General features: G+C 71.2%; 14 protein-coding genes. All 14 read left to right on the top strand.

Annotation, left to right across the window (positions count from 1 at the left end):
• The first annotated feature begins 24 nt into the window (after positions 1 to 24).
• The 14 genes from hisI to EJK15_RS60405 all read left to right on the top strand — a co-directional run bounded on the left by hisI (position 25) and on the right by EJK15_RS60405 (position 14,907).
• Positions 25 to 372, top strand: a complete 348-nt coding sequence (hisI, locus tag EJK15_RS60340; RefSeq protein ID WP_171075238.1) for a phosphoribosyl-AMP cyclohydrolase — start codon at positions 25 to 27, stop codon at positions 370 to 372.
• A 7-nt stretch (positions 373 to 379) separates the two neighbouring features.
• The gene (locus EJK15_RS60345) at positions 380 to 967 is read left to right on the top strand and encodes a Trp biosynthesis-associated membrane protein (protein ID WP_138719392.1); all 588 of its coding nucleotides are present in this window, start codon (positions 380 to 382) and stop codon (positions 965 to 967) included.
• A gap of 230 nt (positions 968 to 1,197) precedes the next feature.
• Positions 1,198 to 1,740: a CD225/dispanin family protein gene (locus EJK15_RS60350; RefSeq protein WP_138719393.1), complete on the top strand. Its 543-nt coding sequence runs from the start codon at positions 1,198 to 1,200 to the stop codon at positions 1,738 to 1,740.
• Between the two features lie 47 nt (positions 1,741 to 1,787).
• Entirely contained in the window at positions 1,788 to 2,219 is a 432-nt protein-coding gene (locus tag EJK15_RS60355) for a DUF2752 domain-containing protein (RefSeq protein WP_138719394.1), read from the top strand.
• Between the two features lie 119 nt (positions 2,220 to 2,338).
• Positions 2,339 to 3,178 carry an indole-3-glycerol phosphate synthase TrpC gene (gene trpC, locus EJK15_RS60360; protein ID WP_138719395.1) on the top strand — a complete coding sequence of 280 codons (840 nt, stop codon included), beginning with the start codon at positions 2,339 to 2,341 and terminating at the stop codon, positions 3,176 to 3,178.
• 38 nt (positions 3,179 to 3,216) lie between these two features.
• On the top strand, positions 3,217 to 4,422 hold the full coding sequence (trpB, locus tag EJK15_RS60365) for a tryptophan synthase subunit beta (RefSeq protein WP_138719402.1): 1,206 nt from the start codon (positions 3,217 to 3,219) through the stop codon (positions 4,420 to 4,422).
• Between the two features lie 84 nt (positions 4,423 to 4,506).
• Positions 4,507 to 5,301: a tryptophan synthase subunit alpha gene (trpA, locus tag EJK15_RS60370; protein ID WP_138719396.1), complete on the top strand. Its 795-nt coding sequence runs from the start codon at positions 4,507 to 4,509 to the stop codon at positions 5,299 to 5,301.
• A gap of 186 nt (positions 5,302 to 5,487) precedes the next feature.
• The gene (locus EJK15_RS60375) at positions 5,488 to 9,441 is read left to right on the top strand and encodes an endo-alpha-N-acetylgalactosaminidase family protein (protein WP_206061944.1); all 3,954 of its coding nucleotides are present in this window, start codon (positions 5,488 to 5,490) and stop codon (positions 9,439 to 9,441) included.
• 225 nt (positions 9,442 to 9,666) lie between these two features.
• A complete protein-coding gene (locus tag EJK15_RS60380; RefSeq protein WP_138719397.1) occupies positions 9,667 to 10,140 on the top strand; it encodes a MauE/DoxX family redox-associated membrane protein in 474 nt (157 codons plus the stop codon).
• On the top strand, positions 10,140 to 10,898 hold the full coding sequence (locus tag EJK15_RS60385; protein ID WP_138719398.1) for a DsbA family protein: 759 nt from the start codon (positions 10,140 to 10,142) through the stop codon (positions 10,896 to 10,898). Before EJK15_RS60380 ends, EJK15_RS60385 begins: the two co-directional genes overlap by 1 nt.
• 26 nt (positions 10,899 to 10,924) lie before the next feature.
• Positions 10,925 to 12,280: a prolipoprotein diacylglyceryl transferase gene (lgt, locus tag EJK15_RS60390; protein WP_138719399.1), complete on the top strand. Its 1,356-nt coding sequence runs from the start codon at positions 10,925 to 10,927 to the stop codon at positions 12,278 to 12,280.
• Entirely contained in the window at positions 12,277 to 12,627 is a 351-nt protein-coding gene (locus EJK15_RS60395) for a VIT1/CCC1 transporter family protein (RefSeq protein ID WP_240777923.1), read from the top strand. The genes lgt and EJK15_RS60395 overlap by 4 nt, the downstream gene beginning before the upstream one ends.
• Positions 12,628 to 13,298: 671 nt before the next feature.
• The gene (locus EJK15_RS60400; RefSeq protein WP_138719400.1) at positions 13,299 to 14,099 is read left to right on the top strand and encodes a hypothetical protein; all 801 of its coding nucleotides are present in this window, start codon (positions 13,299 to 13,301) and stop codon (positions 14,097 to 14,099) included.
• Between the two features lie 220 nt (positions 14,100 to 14,319).
• Positions 14,320 to 14,907: a hypothetical protein gene (locus EJK15_RS60405; protein ID WP_138719401.1), complete on the top strand. Its 588-nt coding sequence runs from the start codon at positions 14,320 to 14,322 to the stop codon at positions 14,905 to 14,907.
• Positions 14,908 to 14,980 lie beyond the last annotated feature (73 nt).

Below are 14,980 nucleotides of genomic sequence, written 5' to 3' on the forward strand. Positions count from 1 at the left end.
GGGCGGGCTGGTTGAATGGACGGCATGTCCCTGGACTCCAAGATCGCCGCACGGTTGAAGCGCAACCCGGAAGGCCTCGTTCCCGCGATCGCCCAGCAATTCGACACCGGCGAGGTGCTCATGCTGGCCTGGATGAACGACGAGGCGCTGCATCGCACGCTCACCACCGGCCGGGCCACCTACTGGTCCCGCAGCCGCGGCGAGTTCTGGGTGAAGGGCGACACCTCCGGCCACGTCCAGCACGTCAAGGCGGTGGCGCTCGACTGCGACGGCGACACCGTCCTGGTCAAGGTCGACCAGGTCGGCGCCGCCTGCCACACGGGGGACCGCACCTGCTTCGACGCCGACCAGCTTCAGATCCCGCTCGGCTAGGCGCCCCATGGAGTCCAAAGGCGACGACAGGCCGGCGGCGGCACGCAGGGAGCTGTGGGCCTGGCTGGCGGGCACCGTCCTGGGCTGCCTCCTCGTGCTGCTGGCCGCCGGCCGGACCTGGGCGCGGGTGGCGGAGGCAGCGGCTCAGGCGCCCGCGGGGGGCGACCTCAGCCCGGTCCTGACGCCCGTGGCGCTGGCCGGCCTGGCCGGAGTGGTGGCCGTGCTGGCCACCAAGGGCGCCGGCCGCCGCGCCGTCGGAGGGCTGCTGGCCCTCTGCGGGGCCGGCGCGGCCGCAGGCACGTGGGCGGCGCTGGACGACACCGCCGTGACCGGCTGGCTCGCCGAGCACAACGCCCTGCGCGGCGCCGCCGGCCTCGCGTACGAGATCGCCCCGCTCTGGCCGGTCGTGGCCGCCGCCGGAGCGGCCCTGATGATCGCTGGAGGAGCCTTCGCGATCGTGCGCGGCGGCAGGTGGACGGGCATGTCCGCGCGGTACGAACGGAGCGCGGGCGACGGCGGCGCCGCGCGGGCCGACGACGACAAGGCGCTCTGGGACGCGCTCGACCGCGGGGACGACCCCACCGAATCCCGGTGAAACTCCGCAGCCACCGAGCGGAGGCGAGTATGGTCGGCTGCCTTAGCGCCGCCGCCTCCCTGGTCGACTCCTGACCGCCAATTCGTCGCCTGCGTAGCCGGACCGTGACGCCATGCTTGCGGTCCGATTACGAATCATCCGCAAATTGGACATTAGTCAAACCTAGGTGATGCATTCTCGCTAGGCTGCCGCGCACTCGCCACAAAGATGACGACTTGAGGAGTCATAGCATGACCTACGGTAACCAGGGCGACGGCGGCTACGGCCAGCAGCCTCCGAGCGGCGGCGGCGGCTATGGGGGTGGCTACGGCCAGCAGCCCCCGAGCGGTGGCGGCGGCTACGGCCAGCAGCCTCCGAGTGGTGGCGGCTACGGCCAGCAGCCTCCGAGTGGTGGCGGCTACGGCCAGCAGCCCCCGAGCGGCGGTGGCTACGGTGGTGGCGGCTATGGGCAGCAGCCTCCCGGCGGCGGCTACGGCGCCCCCGGGCCGGGGCAGCAGCCGCCGGACAACCAGCTGGTCCCGGCCATCCTCACCACCCTGTTCTGCTGTCTGCCGTTCGGCATCGTGGCGATCGTCAAGTCGTCGCAGGTGAACCAGAAGTGGCAGGTCGGCGACTACCAGGGCGCGATGCAGGCGGCCGAAGAGGCCAAGACGTGGTGGAAGCGCAGCCTGATCTTCGGCGCCATCTCGATCGTCCTGATCATCATTGCCTACATCGTGTTCTTCGTCGTGTTGGCCGCCAGCGTGTCGTCCCAGTACCCCACGACGTACTAGGCCGCCACTCCGAGGACCAGCACGTACGGAAGGCGGATACTAGGAGCATGAACATCGCAACAGCCGGGCGGCGCGACACGAATCGACTCAAGGGTCTGCTCGCGCCGCTCGGTGTTGCGGCCGGGGCCGGCGCGGTGGTCGCGTTCGTCGGCGTGGTGGACCCCAACCAGCCCGGTCACTACCCGACCTGCCCGTTCCTGTGGATCACCGGCCTCTACTGCCCGGGCTGCGGCACGCTGCGCACCATCCACGCGCTGGCGCACCTCGACCCGGTGGCCGCGCTCGGACTCAACCCGCTCGCCGTGGCGATGATCCCGTTCCTGCTGTTCTGGTGGGGCAGGTGGGTCGTGCGCGCCTGGCAGGGCAGGCCCAGACGCGTGACGCTCGCCCATCCGGCGTGGCTGTGGGCCTTCCTCGCGGTCGTCATGGTGTACTGGGTCGTCCGTAACCTGCCGTTCGGGGCGTTCCTCGCGCCCTAGCCGGGGGCCTGTGGTGAGGCGACCCCGCATGGGCCGATACCATCGCAGGACAAGGCGGAGAGCGGACGCGACGCGAACTCTCAGCCACCCCCACAGTCGACCGGAGGGACCCCAAGCGCGTGAGTGAGCGGACGGAAGGGCCGAGTGTCCTCGACGACATCCTCGACGGGGTGCGCGCCGACCTCGCCGCACGCCAGCAGGCCGTGTCCATCGACGAGCTCAAGCAGCGGGCCGATCGGGCGCAGGCGCCCAGAGACGCGATGGCCGCACTCGGGGGTGACCGGATCTCGGTGATCGCCGAGGTCAAGCGCTCGAGCCCGTCCAAGGGCGCGCTGGCCGCGATCGCCGATCCCGCCGCGCTGGCGGCCGACTACGAGGCCGGCGGAGCGCACGTCATCAGCGTCCTGACCGAGCGCCGCAAGTTCGGGGGCAGCCTCGACGACCTGGCCGCGGTCCGCGCCAGGGTCGACATCCCGATCCTGCGCAAAGACTTCATCCTGACCTCCTATCAGCTGTGGGAGGCCAGGGCCCACGGCGCCGACCTGGCGCTGCTGATGGTCGTCTGCCTCGAGCAGGAGGCCCTGGTGTCGCTGATCGAGCGGGCCGAGTCGATCGGGCTCACCCCGCTGGTCGAGGTGCACACCGAGGACGAGCTCGACCGCGCGGTCGCCGCCGGGGCCCGGGTCATCGGGATCAACGCCCGCAATCTGAAGACACTCGAGGTCGACCGCGAGGTCTTCGCGAAGCTGGCGCCGAAGATCCCCGATAATGTGATCAAGATCGCCGAGTCGGGCGTGCGCGGCCCGCACGACCTGCTCGCCTACGCCAGGGGCGGCGCCGACGCCGTCCTGGTGGGGGAGAGCCTGGTCACCGGCAAGGACCCGCGCAAGGCAGTGGAGGCGCTGGTGACCGCCGGCGCCCACCCGTCGACGCGCCCCGACCACTCAGCAGAGGGATAGCAGTGGCAAAAGAAGGCTTCATCCTGACCGCCGCGGACCTGGCGGGCAACGGCGCGCACGGCGACGACCCGGACGTGCACGGCAAGTTCGGCATCTTCGGCGGCCGATACGTGCCCGAGGCGCTCATCCCGGCGCTGGACGAGGTCGCCGCGGTCTACGAGAAGGCCAAGAACGACGCGCAGTTCCTGCGCGAGTTCGACCACCTGCTGCGCACCTACGCCGGCCGGCCCACCACGCTCACCGACGTGTCGCGCTTCGGCGAGCAGGCCGGCGGCGCCAGGATCGTGCTCAAGCGGGAGGACCTCACCCACACGGGCGCACACAAGATCAACAACGTGCTGGGTCAGGCGCTGCTCACCAAGCGGCTGGGCAAGAAGCGGGTGATCGCCGAGACCGGCGCCGGCCAGCACGGCGTGGCCACCGCCACCGCCGCGGCCCTGCTCGGCCTGGAGTGCGTCATCTACATGGGCGCGGTCGACTGCGAGCGCCAGGCGCTCAACGTGGCGAGGATGAAGCTGCTGGGCGCCACCGTGGTGCCGGTGACGAACGGCTCCCAGACGCTGAAGGACGCCATCAACGAGGCGTTCCGCGACTGGGTGACCAACGTCGACACCACCCACTACCTGTTCGGCACGGTGGCCGGGCCGCACCCGTTCCCCGAGATCGTGCGCGACTTCGCCCGCATCATCGGCGTCGAGGCCCGCCGCCAGATGCTGGAGCTGACCGGCAAGCTGCCGGACGCGGTGTGCGCGGCGGTCGGCGGCGGCAGCAACGCGATCGGCATCTTCCACGCCTTCCTCGGCGACGAGGGCGTCGCGCTGCACGGCTACGAGGCGGCGGGGCACGGCCTGGACAGCGGCCAGCACGCGCTCACGCTCACCGCGGGCTCGGTCGGCGTGCTGCACGGCTCGCGCACCTACGTGCTGCAGGACGACGAGGGCCAGACCATCGAGTCCCACTCGATCTCGGCCGGGCTCGACTACCCGGGCGTCGGCCCGGAGCACGCGTGGCTGAAGGACTCCGGCCGGGCCACCTACCACGGCGTCACCGACGACCAGGCGATGGCCGCGTTCTCGCTGCTGGCCAGGACCGAGGGCATCATCCCGGCCATCGAGTCCTCCCACGCCCTGGCGGGCGCGCTGGAGCTCGGCCGCGAGCTCGGCCCCGAGGCGACCATCCTGGTCAACCTCTCCGGGCGCGGCGACAAGGACATGGGCACGGCCATGAAGTACTTCAACCTGTGACGAGTCGCCACACCGGCGCGGGCGTTCCTGGGCGGCCCCGCCGCGAGGCATCATGGTGAGACTCGACCTTCGAAACGGACAGACATGACGACTCTTCAGACGGTGTTCGCCAAGGCGAAGGCGGACAACCGGGCCGCGCTCGTCGGCTACCTGCCCGCGGGCTTCCCCTCCAAGGACGGCGCCATCGCCGCCGCCGCGGCCCTGGTCGAGGCCGGCTGCGACGTCATCGAGATCGGCCTGCCCTACTCCGACCCGCTCATGGACGGGCCGACGATCCAGGACGCGGTGCACAGGTCGCTGGTCAACGGCACGCGCATCGCCGACGTGATGCGCACGGTCGAAGGGGTGGCCGCCACCGGTGCCGCCACGCTCGTCATGACGTACTGGAACCCGATCGACCGCTACGGCGCCGACCGGTTCGCCCGCGACCTGGCCAGCGCGGGCGGCGTGGGCACGATCACGCCCGACCTGACGCCCGAGGAGTCCGAGCCGTGGCGCGCGGCCTCGGCGGCCGCCGGCATCGACACGGTGTTCCTGGTGGCGCCCAGCTCGACGGAGGCGCGCATCAAGGCCGTCGTCGACTGCTGCACCGGCTTCGTGTACGCCGCCTCCCTGATGGGCGTCACGGGCGCCAGGGAGAGCGTGAACGTCGCCGCCGAGGGCCTGGTCGCGCGGACGCGCGCGCACACCGACCTGCCGGTGTGCGTCGGACTGGGGGTCGGCACGGGCGCGCAGGCGGCCGAGGTGGCGGCCTACGCCGACGGGGTCATCGTGGGGTCGGCGTTCATCCGGCGCCTGCTGGACGCGCCCGACGAGGCCGCGGGCTACGCGTCCATCGCGGCCCTCGCCGGCGACATGGCCCGGGGGATGCGCCGCTGACGCGTGGTGTGGCCGAGCGCGGTTCCCTCTTGCCGGGGAGCCGCGCTTTACCGTTTATGTCAGATGGTGTGACGAAATTTCCGGACAAGTGCGAAGATCTGGCGCGTAAGTCCATGGCGTGCCCTGCCGCGCCGGGTGATGATCGGGGCTCCCGAGCGGTGCGACGCATGACCCGGAAGGACACCTATGCGTCAAGGTCCCGTTGTCTTCGCAGCAGCCCTCACACTCGCGGCCACGGCCATGGCCGCCCCGCCCGCCGCCGGCCCGTCCGGCGCGAGGCTCCCCGCCGCCGAGCCCGCCGCCGCGGTCGAGGAGGCCGGGCGCGGCGCGGCGGTCGCCCAGCCGGAGACTCCCACCCCGGCTCCCACGCCCACGTTCGAGCCGCCCTCTCCCGAGCCCTCGCCGACCGGCGCGCCGCCGCCGAGCCCCACCGTGCAGAACCTGCCGCCCGCACCCGCGCGGGTGGCCGAGCCGATCGCGATCGCGTCGGCGGCGCTGCGCGTGGAGCTGGACCCGGCCTTCCCGCGCGTCCTGCGGTACGTGGACCGGGCGAGCGGCGCCACGCTCGGCGGCGGCGCGGGCGTGCCCGCCGTCGTGCTGAACGGCGCGGCGCGGCCCGCCACCGTGGCGCTGACCTCGAACGACGGAGCGACCGCCCGCTACCGGCTGACCTTCGCCGAGCTGCCGGGAGTGGCCCTGGGGGCGAGCGTCGGGGTGAAGGGCCGGGTGACGACGTTCAGGATCGACTCGGTGGCCGACACCGAGGCGTTCCGCGTCGGCACGATCGACTTACCCGGGCACGACCTGGTGTCCGTGTCGAGCGAGCAGTCCGGCGCGGCGACCGCGTTCACCAGGCTCGACCCGAACTCGACCCGCACCGCGGACGTGTTCGCCCCGGTCAACCGGGACACCGCGCCCGACGCGGCCCCGGTCGGGGCGACGTACGCCATCGTGAACACCGATCGGCTGGCCGCGGCCATCGAGTCGAACTCCACCTACGACCGCCCCTCGGGCGTCACCGACCGGGACGCGGCCAGGTTCTGGCACCAGGCCAGGAAGGACGCCGGCGGCGCGGTCACGGTGGGCGTGTGGAGCGGGCAGTGGACGTACCGGGCGGACGGGTCGCCGTTCACCGAGGAGGCGCCCTGGGCCAAGGTCGCGGTCACCCCCGACGCCAACGGCGACCGGACGGTGGACTGGCAGGACGGCGCGGTCGCGTTCCGGGGCATCGGCGTCAAGGCGCTGGGCGCCGAGCAGACCAAGGAGCGGGTGGTGATCCACATCCCGTTCAACTTCTCCAGCCAGGCCACGCACCCGTTCCTGCGCACACTCGACGACGTCAAGCGCATCTCGCTGGCCACCGACGGGCTGGGGCAGCTCGCGCTCCTCAAGGGCTACCAGTCCGAGGGCCACGACGCGGCGCACCCCGACTACGGCGGCAACTACAACCGCCGCGCCGGCGGCCTCGGGGACCTGAACACGCTGCTCAAGGCCGGCAAGGGCTGGAACGCCGCGTTCGGCGTGCACGTCAACGCCACCGAGTCCTACCCCGAGGCCAAGACCTTCAGCGAGCAACTGGTCGACAAGGACGCCAAGGGCTGGAACTGGCTCGACCAGGCGTACCTGATCGACCAGCGCGGCGACCTCGCCAGGGGGACGCTCCCCAGGAGGTTCCGTCAGCTGCGCGACGAGACCGACCCGAACCTCGCGGTGCTGTACGTGGACGTGTTCCGGCCGTTCGGCTGGGTCGCCGACCGCACGCTGGCCGAGCTGCGCGCGCAGGGCTGGCAGGTGACCACGGAGTGGTCGGACAAGCTGGAGCGGTCGTCGCTGTGGGCGCACTGGGCCAACGACCTCAACTACGGCGGGGTCACCAACAAGGGCCTGAATTCGCAGATCATCCGGTTCATCCGCAATCACGAGAAGGACGTCTGGAACGCGCATCCGATCCTCGGCAACGCCCGCATCGTCGAGTTCGAGGGCTGGACGGCGGAGAACGACTTCACCGCCTTCTACCGCAACATCTGGGAGCACAACCTGCCGGCCAAGTTCCTGCAGCACCACAAGATCATGGACTGGGGCGCGGACGAGATCGTCTTCACCGGCGGGGTGCGCGGGACGTACCGGAACGGGAAGAGGGAATGGTTCGCGGGCGGGCGCAAGGTGCTCGACGGGGGCACGTACCTGCTGCCGTGGCGGGGAAGGCTCTACCACTACAACCCCGGCGGCGGGAGCACCACCTGGGACGCCGACCGGGCGATGACCGTCTACAAGCTCACCGACCAGGGCCGCGTCCCCGTGGGCACGGTCACTCCCGCCGGCGGGAAGATCACGCTGCGGGCGGAGGCGGGCGTGCCGTACGTGCTCTATCCCGGCAAGGCGCCCGAGCAGCCGGATCCCGGGTGGGGGCAGGGCAGCGGCGTGCGGGATCCCGGCTTCAACGGCGACCGGCTCGACGGGTGGCGCGTCAGCGGGCCTGTGAGCGTCCAGAAGAACGACCTGGGCCATCGGGTGGCGCGGCTCGGCGGCGGGGCACAGGCGCGGCTGGAGCAGCGGCTGACGGGCCTGGAGCCGGGCCGCACGTACACCGCGTCCGCCTTCGTCGAGGTCGAGCCAGGGAAGACGCGGGAGACCACGCTGGAGGCCGGCGGGGCGGCCGTCACGATCGACCGGTCCACGGCCAAGAACTACATCGCCTCCGACGAGAAGCACGACACCTACTTCCAGCGGGTCAAGGTGACGTTCACCGCGCCGGGCGACGCGGTGACACTGCGGATCACGGCCGCCGCCGCGCCCGGGGACGTGCGGGTGGACGACGTGCGGCTGTTCAGGAGGGAGCCGCCGGGCCGGGTCGAGACGTTCGAGTCGGCGGAGCCAGGGTGGGGGCCGTTCGTGAAGGGCGACGCGGGCGGGTCGTTCGACGCGCGCACGCACCTGGCCGAGCGGCACGAGCCGTACACGCAGGCCGGGTGGAACGGCAAGGCGGTCGACGACGTGCTGAACGGCGACTGGTCGCTCAAGGCGCACGAGGAACGGGAGGGGCTGATCTACCGCACGCTGCCGTGGACCGCGCGGTTCGAGGCCGGGCGCGTCTACGAGGTGTCGTTCGGCTACCAGAACGCGCAGGCGGACACGTACCAGTGGGTGACCGGCTACGACAAGGGCGGCTCCAGCGTCGAGACGCGGCGCACGCCCATCCCCGAGCGGCGGGCCACGGCCACCTTCACCGAGCGGGTGGTCGGCGGGTGCGGCGACGTGTGGGTGGGGCTGCGCTCGCTCCGGCCGGAGCAGGCCGGCGCCGACTTCATCCTGGACGACTTCTCGGTCACCGACCTCGGGCCCGCGCAGGACGCAGCGCGACCATCAAACTCGTGCGGGTCGCTGGAGCTGGTGCCCGGTTCGGCGGCGTTCGAGCAGGGGGCGGCCAACGACGTCACGACCGTCTTCACGAACCTGGAGGAGACGGCGGCCCAGGACGTGCGGGTGGTGCTGGACGTGCCGGAGGGGTGGACGGTAGCCGGGGACGGGACCGGCACCGTCGAGCCCGGTGCCAAGCTGACCACCGAGTGGAAGGTCACCCCGCCCGCCGGCGCGGCCTACGGCTCGTACGAACTCGGGGCCACCGCCTCGTACACCGTCGGCGGCGCGGCCAGGACGCTGACGGCCTCGGCGCGCGTGCGGACTCTGCCGCCGCCGCCCGAGGCCGACGCCTACGCCAGTGACCTGGAGTGGGTCAGCGCCGGCAACGGCTGGGGACCCGTCGAGCGCGACAGGTCCAATGGCGACACCGGTGAGGCCGACGGCGGGCCGATCGTCATCGGCGGGCGGACCTTCGCCAAGGGGCTCGGCACGCACGCCCCCGCCACGGTCCGGTTCTACCTGGGCGGGCGGTGCTCGGCGTTCAGCGCGTTCGTCGGAGTGGACGATGCGCAGGCCACGCGGGGGTCGGTGCGGTTCGGCGTGCTGGCCGACGGCGTGGAGCGGGCGCGCAGCCCGGTGCTGCGGGCCGTCGACGAGGCGTACGAGCTGGGCGCCGACGTTACCGGCGCCCGATACGTGGACCTCGTGGCCGACGACGGAGGGGACGGTAACGGCAACGACCACGCCGACTGGGGTGAGGCCAGGTTCACGTGCGGCTGAGGCCGGCGTACAGGCCGGAGCGGCGATTGTGGAGGCCGGCGTCATGGCAAGAGTGAATCGCGCGAACCATCCAGGTCAGAGGGTGGAAATCTGGTTTAGCTGATGCTTATCCGCGGCGTGGTCGGATGAGATCCCGGTACTGTGCGCTTCCCGGCGCAGAGACAGAGGAGTTCATCCGTGGCCGCGTCACAATCGTCACGCAACGTCAGAGCAGCGATACCCTGGGTGACGACCGTCGCCCGGCTGGTTCTGGGCGGAGTGCTGATCGCAGCGGGCGCGCTCAAGATCGGCAACCCGTCGGACTCCGTCGTGGCGGTCAAGGCGTACCAGCTGCTGCCCGAGTCGATCGCCGTCCCGGTGGGCTACGTCCTGCCGATCCTGGAGATCGTCGTCGGCCTGCTGCTGGTCGTCGGTTTGCTGACCAGGGTGGCCGCCGTGCTCGCGGGGCTGCTCATGCTCGCGTTCGTGTTCGGCATCGCCTGGGCGTGGGCTAAGGGCCTGCGGATCGACTGCGGCTGTTTCGGCGGCGGCGGCCAGCTGGGGAAGGGGCAGGAGCCGACCTACCTGCTCGACATCCTGCGTGACTTCGGCCTCGTGCTGCTCGGCGCCTGGACGGTCCGCTTCCCGCCGGGCCGCTTCGCGCTCGACGGAGCCCTCGGCCTCGGGGGCGGCAGTGTGGAAGACGAGGAGGACGAGTGATGAGCAAGAGCCAGCGGACGAAGTCGAAGTCGGCCCGCGAGAAGATCAAGGAGCAGCAGGCCGCCGCGCACGCGCGCGAGAAGCGCAAGCGCCTGGTGACCTACGTGACCGCCGGCGCGGTGGCGGTGGCCGCGGTCGGGCTCGGCTGGTGGTACGCGGCCAGCACCTCCCGACCGGAGGAGGCCGCCGGCGCGCTCGCGCCGATCACCGTGCAGTCCGACGGCAGTGTCGTGATGGCGAAGGCGGGCGTCACCAAGCCCGTGATCGACATCTACGAGGACTTCCAGTGCCCGGCCTGCAAGGAGGCCGAGCGGGTCAGCGGGCAGACCTTCAAGAACCTCGCCGCCGAGGGCAAGGCCAAGGTCGTCTTCCATCCCATCACGATCTTCTCTGAAGAGCCGACGAAGTCCAACTCCGTACGCGCGGGCAACGCCGTCCGCTGCGTCGCAGACGGCAAGCAGTGGCTGGCCTTCCACGACCTGCTCTTCAAGAACCAGCCCGCCGAGACCGTCGAGGGCTTCAAACCCGGCGAGCTCGTGCAGTGGGGCAAGGAGGCCGGGGTGACCGCGCCGGACTTCCAGCAGTGCGTCACCTCGGGGAAGAACAGCGAGGCGCAGCTGTCGTACAGCGACAAGGTCCGCGACGAGCAGAAGCTGACCCATACGCCGACGGTGAAGTTGGACGGCACAGAAATAGACAATCAAGTAATCTTCAGTCCTCAGCGACTTCGCGATGAGGTTACGGAGGCGGCTAAGTAGGCTCGCTTCCGCTACCCTCACCTGACATGCCCCTTGCCTCGATTCCCAGCCCTTCCCAGGGGGTCTGGTATCTCGGAATCATCCCGATCCGGGCTTATGCACTGTGCATCGTGCTCGGCGTCATCGTCGCCGTCTGGCTGAGCGAGCGCCGTTGGCGCGCCCGCGGCGGCCAGAAGGGGACGATCATCGATATCGCGGTCCCCGCGGTCATCTTCGGACTGATCGGCGGCCGCCTCTACCACGTCATCACCGACTGGCAGACCTACTTCGGCAGTCGCGCGATCAAGGAGCCCTACAAGGCGCTGTTCATCTGGGAGGGCGGCCTCGGCATCTGGGGCGCGGTCGCGCTCGGCGCCGTCGGCGTCTGGTGGTCCCTGCGCAAGAGCGGCATCTCCATGGGCGCCATCGCCGACACGGTCGCACCCGGCATCGCCTTCGCGCAGGCCATCGGCCGCTGGGGCAACTGGTTCAACCAGGAGCTCTACGGCTCGCCGACCACGCTGCCGTGGGGCCTGGAGATCGACGTCGAGCACGGGGGAGAGCCCGGCGTGCTCTACCACCCGACCTTCCTGTACGAGTCGCTGTGGGACGTGGCGCTCGGCTTCGTGCTCATCTTCGCGGGCCGTAAGTTCGCGCTGCACCACGGGCGGCTGTTCGCCCTCTACGTCGCCGGTTACACGCTCGGCCGCTTCTGGATCGAAGGGCTGCGCATCGACCCGGTCGGCGGCGTGGACCACGCGGTCACGTTCCTCGGGATGCGGATCAACCAGTGGACGTCGATCGTGCTGTTCGTCGGGGCGCTGATCTACCTCTGGGTGGCCAGGAACAAGGATGGCGTGGAGGTGGTCGTACCGCCGTCGGACACCGCTGATCCGGCACACCCGTCCGACCAGGCCGACTCCGGCTCCACGGACACTGCCGGCGCGGAGGGATCCTCGGCGGAGGCGGCCGCCGATACCGGGGAAGAGCGCGGCAAGGAGTCAGACGACACCGGTACGGCGACGGACACTGGTACGGCTGCGGAAACCGGTGCGGCGACGGACGCTGGTGCGGCGACGGACGAGACCGGCGAGGACGGTGGCGTCGTGGCCGGAAGCGGCGAGACCGCGACCTCGGCCGAGACCGAGACTCCGAAGGACGGCGGTTCCGAGGACGAGAGCCTTCAGGGGTCCGCGGACGACGGCCTTCGGGCGAACGACGGCCGGACCGAGAACGGCACGGCCGAGATCAGCGGGACCGATGGCGACGCCCAGTCCACGGACGCCCAGTCCAGGGACGCCCAGCCCACGGACGGCGAGTCCGAGGGCGACGTCCGTGCCGAGGACGAGACCCGGGCCGCCGACACCGCTGACGCCGTGACAAAGGGGAAGAACTCGCGATGAGCGATGGCGCGGAGGTCCACCACCAACATCGTGACGTCACGGGAGGCTGGTTGCGGCCCTCGGTGTTCTGCGCGATGGACGGCCTGGTGTCGAACTTCGCGCTCATCGCGGGTGTCGCGGGCGGCACCACCAACACCAGGGTCATCGCCCTCGGCGGCGTCGCCGGGCTGGCCGCCGGTGCCCTGTCCATGGCGGGCGGCGAGTACGTCTCGGTGGCCGGCCAGCGCGAGCTCGCCCAGGCCGAGATAGCGGTCGAACGGCGTGAGCTCCACCGTCACCCCGACGACGCGGTGGCGGCCGGGGTGACGTTCGGCGTCGGCAGCCTGATCGGTGCGGCGGGCCTGTGATGGCCCGCAGACGAGCAGGTTCCCGCCCAAAGGGCGGCCGCCCGGCACCAGACACGGACGGTACGGGCGACGGCTTGCCCGGTGGCGTTCCCGCCGGCGGTGGCACGTTCGGCGGCGCATCGCCTGACGGAGGCGCGTTCGGTGGCGCTTCGGCCAGCGGCACGTATGGCGGCGCATCGCCTGACCAAGGCACGTACGGCGGCGGCCCCATTGGCGGGGCTCCCGCCGGTGCTGGGGCGATCGGCGGCGACCGGCCAGGGGTGCGCATGGACAGCGGTGGCTCCGTCAGCGGCGGCTGGCCGGCAGACGGTGGCGGTGCTGCCGGTGCTGCCCAGCCGCCAGCGGGTGCCTATGGCGGTGGTGCGGCCGGTGGGGCCCACTCGGCCGCGGGTGCATATGGCGGTGCAGTTGGTGCTGCCCAGTCGGCGGTGGGGCCACACGATGGCCGGTCAGCGGCGGATCCGCGCGATGTCGGCTCGGACGGCGGCGGTCGGCCGCGGCGCTCCCGTAGTCGTGGCCGTTCATTTGATGAGGGTGGCCGGTCGGCGGCTGGTTTTGATGAGGGCCGTCAGTCGGCGGCAGGGTTCGACGAAGGCGGGCTGCCGGCGGTCGATGCCGGTGAGAAAAGCCGATCGGCGGATGGTGCCGATGAGGGCGGCCGCGCGGCGGCCGTGTCCCGCAAACGGCGGCGTACCCCACGCTCTGACTGGCAGTTCCCGCTGCTCACCGACTGGGGTGTCCGTCCGGAGCGGCAGCGGCTGCTGGTCATCATCGTCACGGTCATCGGCGTGCTGGCGAGTGGGGTCGGTCTGGTCACCATCATCGGCTCGATCGGCACCTACTCGTCGGAGCAGCAGGCCAGCGCCGCCGTGCTCGGTTCCGGCGCGACGTTGCCGCAGGTGTTCAACGGGTGGAGCTCGCCCAAGCTGTTCGATCCCCTCGCCGAGCGGGCCAAGGACGGCCGGGCGCTCACCGAGAAAGAGGTGTTCGGCCAGAGCGAGCTGGCGGTTTCCAAGAAGCTCAAGCTCAAGCTCGTCGCCAAGAAGCTCGACAGCGACTGCGCGGCCGCCCTGTGGGGCGCGAACCTCCTCGAACAGGTGTCGGATGCCGGATGCACCCAGGTCGCCCGCGGCCTCTACGCCAGCTCAGACGGCCGGTACGTCGGCCAGTACACGTTGCTCAACCTCAAGGACGGCCAGTCGGCCTCCGGGCTGGTCGAGTCGTTGAAGACCCTCTACCGGGGCGGGTGGACGCGTCCTCTGACCTCGTCCAAGGGCGCTTTCCCCCCGGGCGGCTACTCCGAGGCCGGCGGCTACGCCCTCGGCCACTACGTCGGTCTGGTCTGGCTCGGCAGGACCGACGGCACCGAGCCCGGCCCCCGGGACGACTTCGTCTCGCTCACGCTGGCGCTGCGCGGGGCGGAGAAGGCCGTCTACCGCAGGGTCGTCGCGATCACGGGACCGTCCTCCTGATGCCCGCCCAGCCAAGCGTCCACGACCATGGCGCCGTTGTCCCGGCGCCCGGCCGAGCCATCGAATCTGTCCCCGTGCCCGGTCGAGAGGTCCGATCTGTCCAGCTGTCCCGGCGAGCCGCCGGGTCCGGTGGAGGTATGGCCTCGCAATTGGATGACGCCTCACGGTCAGCTGGGCGATATGTCCGTAATGTCGTCACTAGTAGGGGAGCGGCCGGCTGATGTCCCGACGTGTCGTCATCTCCGTCGTGATCGTCAACGTGGTGGTCATAGCCGCGGTCGGCTGGCTGTGGCTGCGTCGTGACGATCCCCGGCCCGCCGCCTTCCACGGTGAACCCACATCCGCGTTCTACACGGCCATCGACACCCGCCAGAACGACTCCGCCCCGCTGACCATCCAAGAGGTCTTCACCCCAGCCATCCAGACTCTCGGCACCATGCGTCTGGACACCACGCGGGAGTTCACCGACTGCGACGAGGTCCTCTGGGGCGCCACCGCCACGGGTTGCACGCAGGCGCTGCAGGCCACCTACAAGGGCGACGCCATGGCGGGCCAGTTCGTCATCTTCAACATGAACGACGGGCGCGCGGCCGACGCTCTGGTCGCGGCGCTGGGCAAGGACGGTTTCGTAAGGCAGGACATCCTGTTCGACGCCGCCCGCAGCCGTGCCCAGGCCCGTGCCATGGGCCACTACGTGACGGTGAGCTGGGCCGGTGGCTCTGTGCCCGCCCAGGAATTGGTCGCCGCCCTCGTTGCGCTGGACGGCCTCGGGCGTGTGGTCCAAGGGCGCATCGTCGCCGCGACCTGACCGGATGACTGAGGACTCTCCCGCCGGTCGTGGTGGGCGGTTCTCGGCAGGGTCGTGGCGTCGCGGATAGGCG

Origin of the sequence: Nonomuraea basaltis (assembly GCF_005893125.1) — a bacterium.
GTDB lineage: Bacteria > Actinomycetota > Actinomycetes > Streptosporangiales > Streptosporangiaceae > Nonomuraea > Nonomuraea basaltis.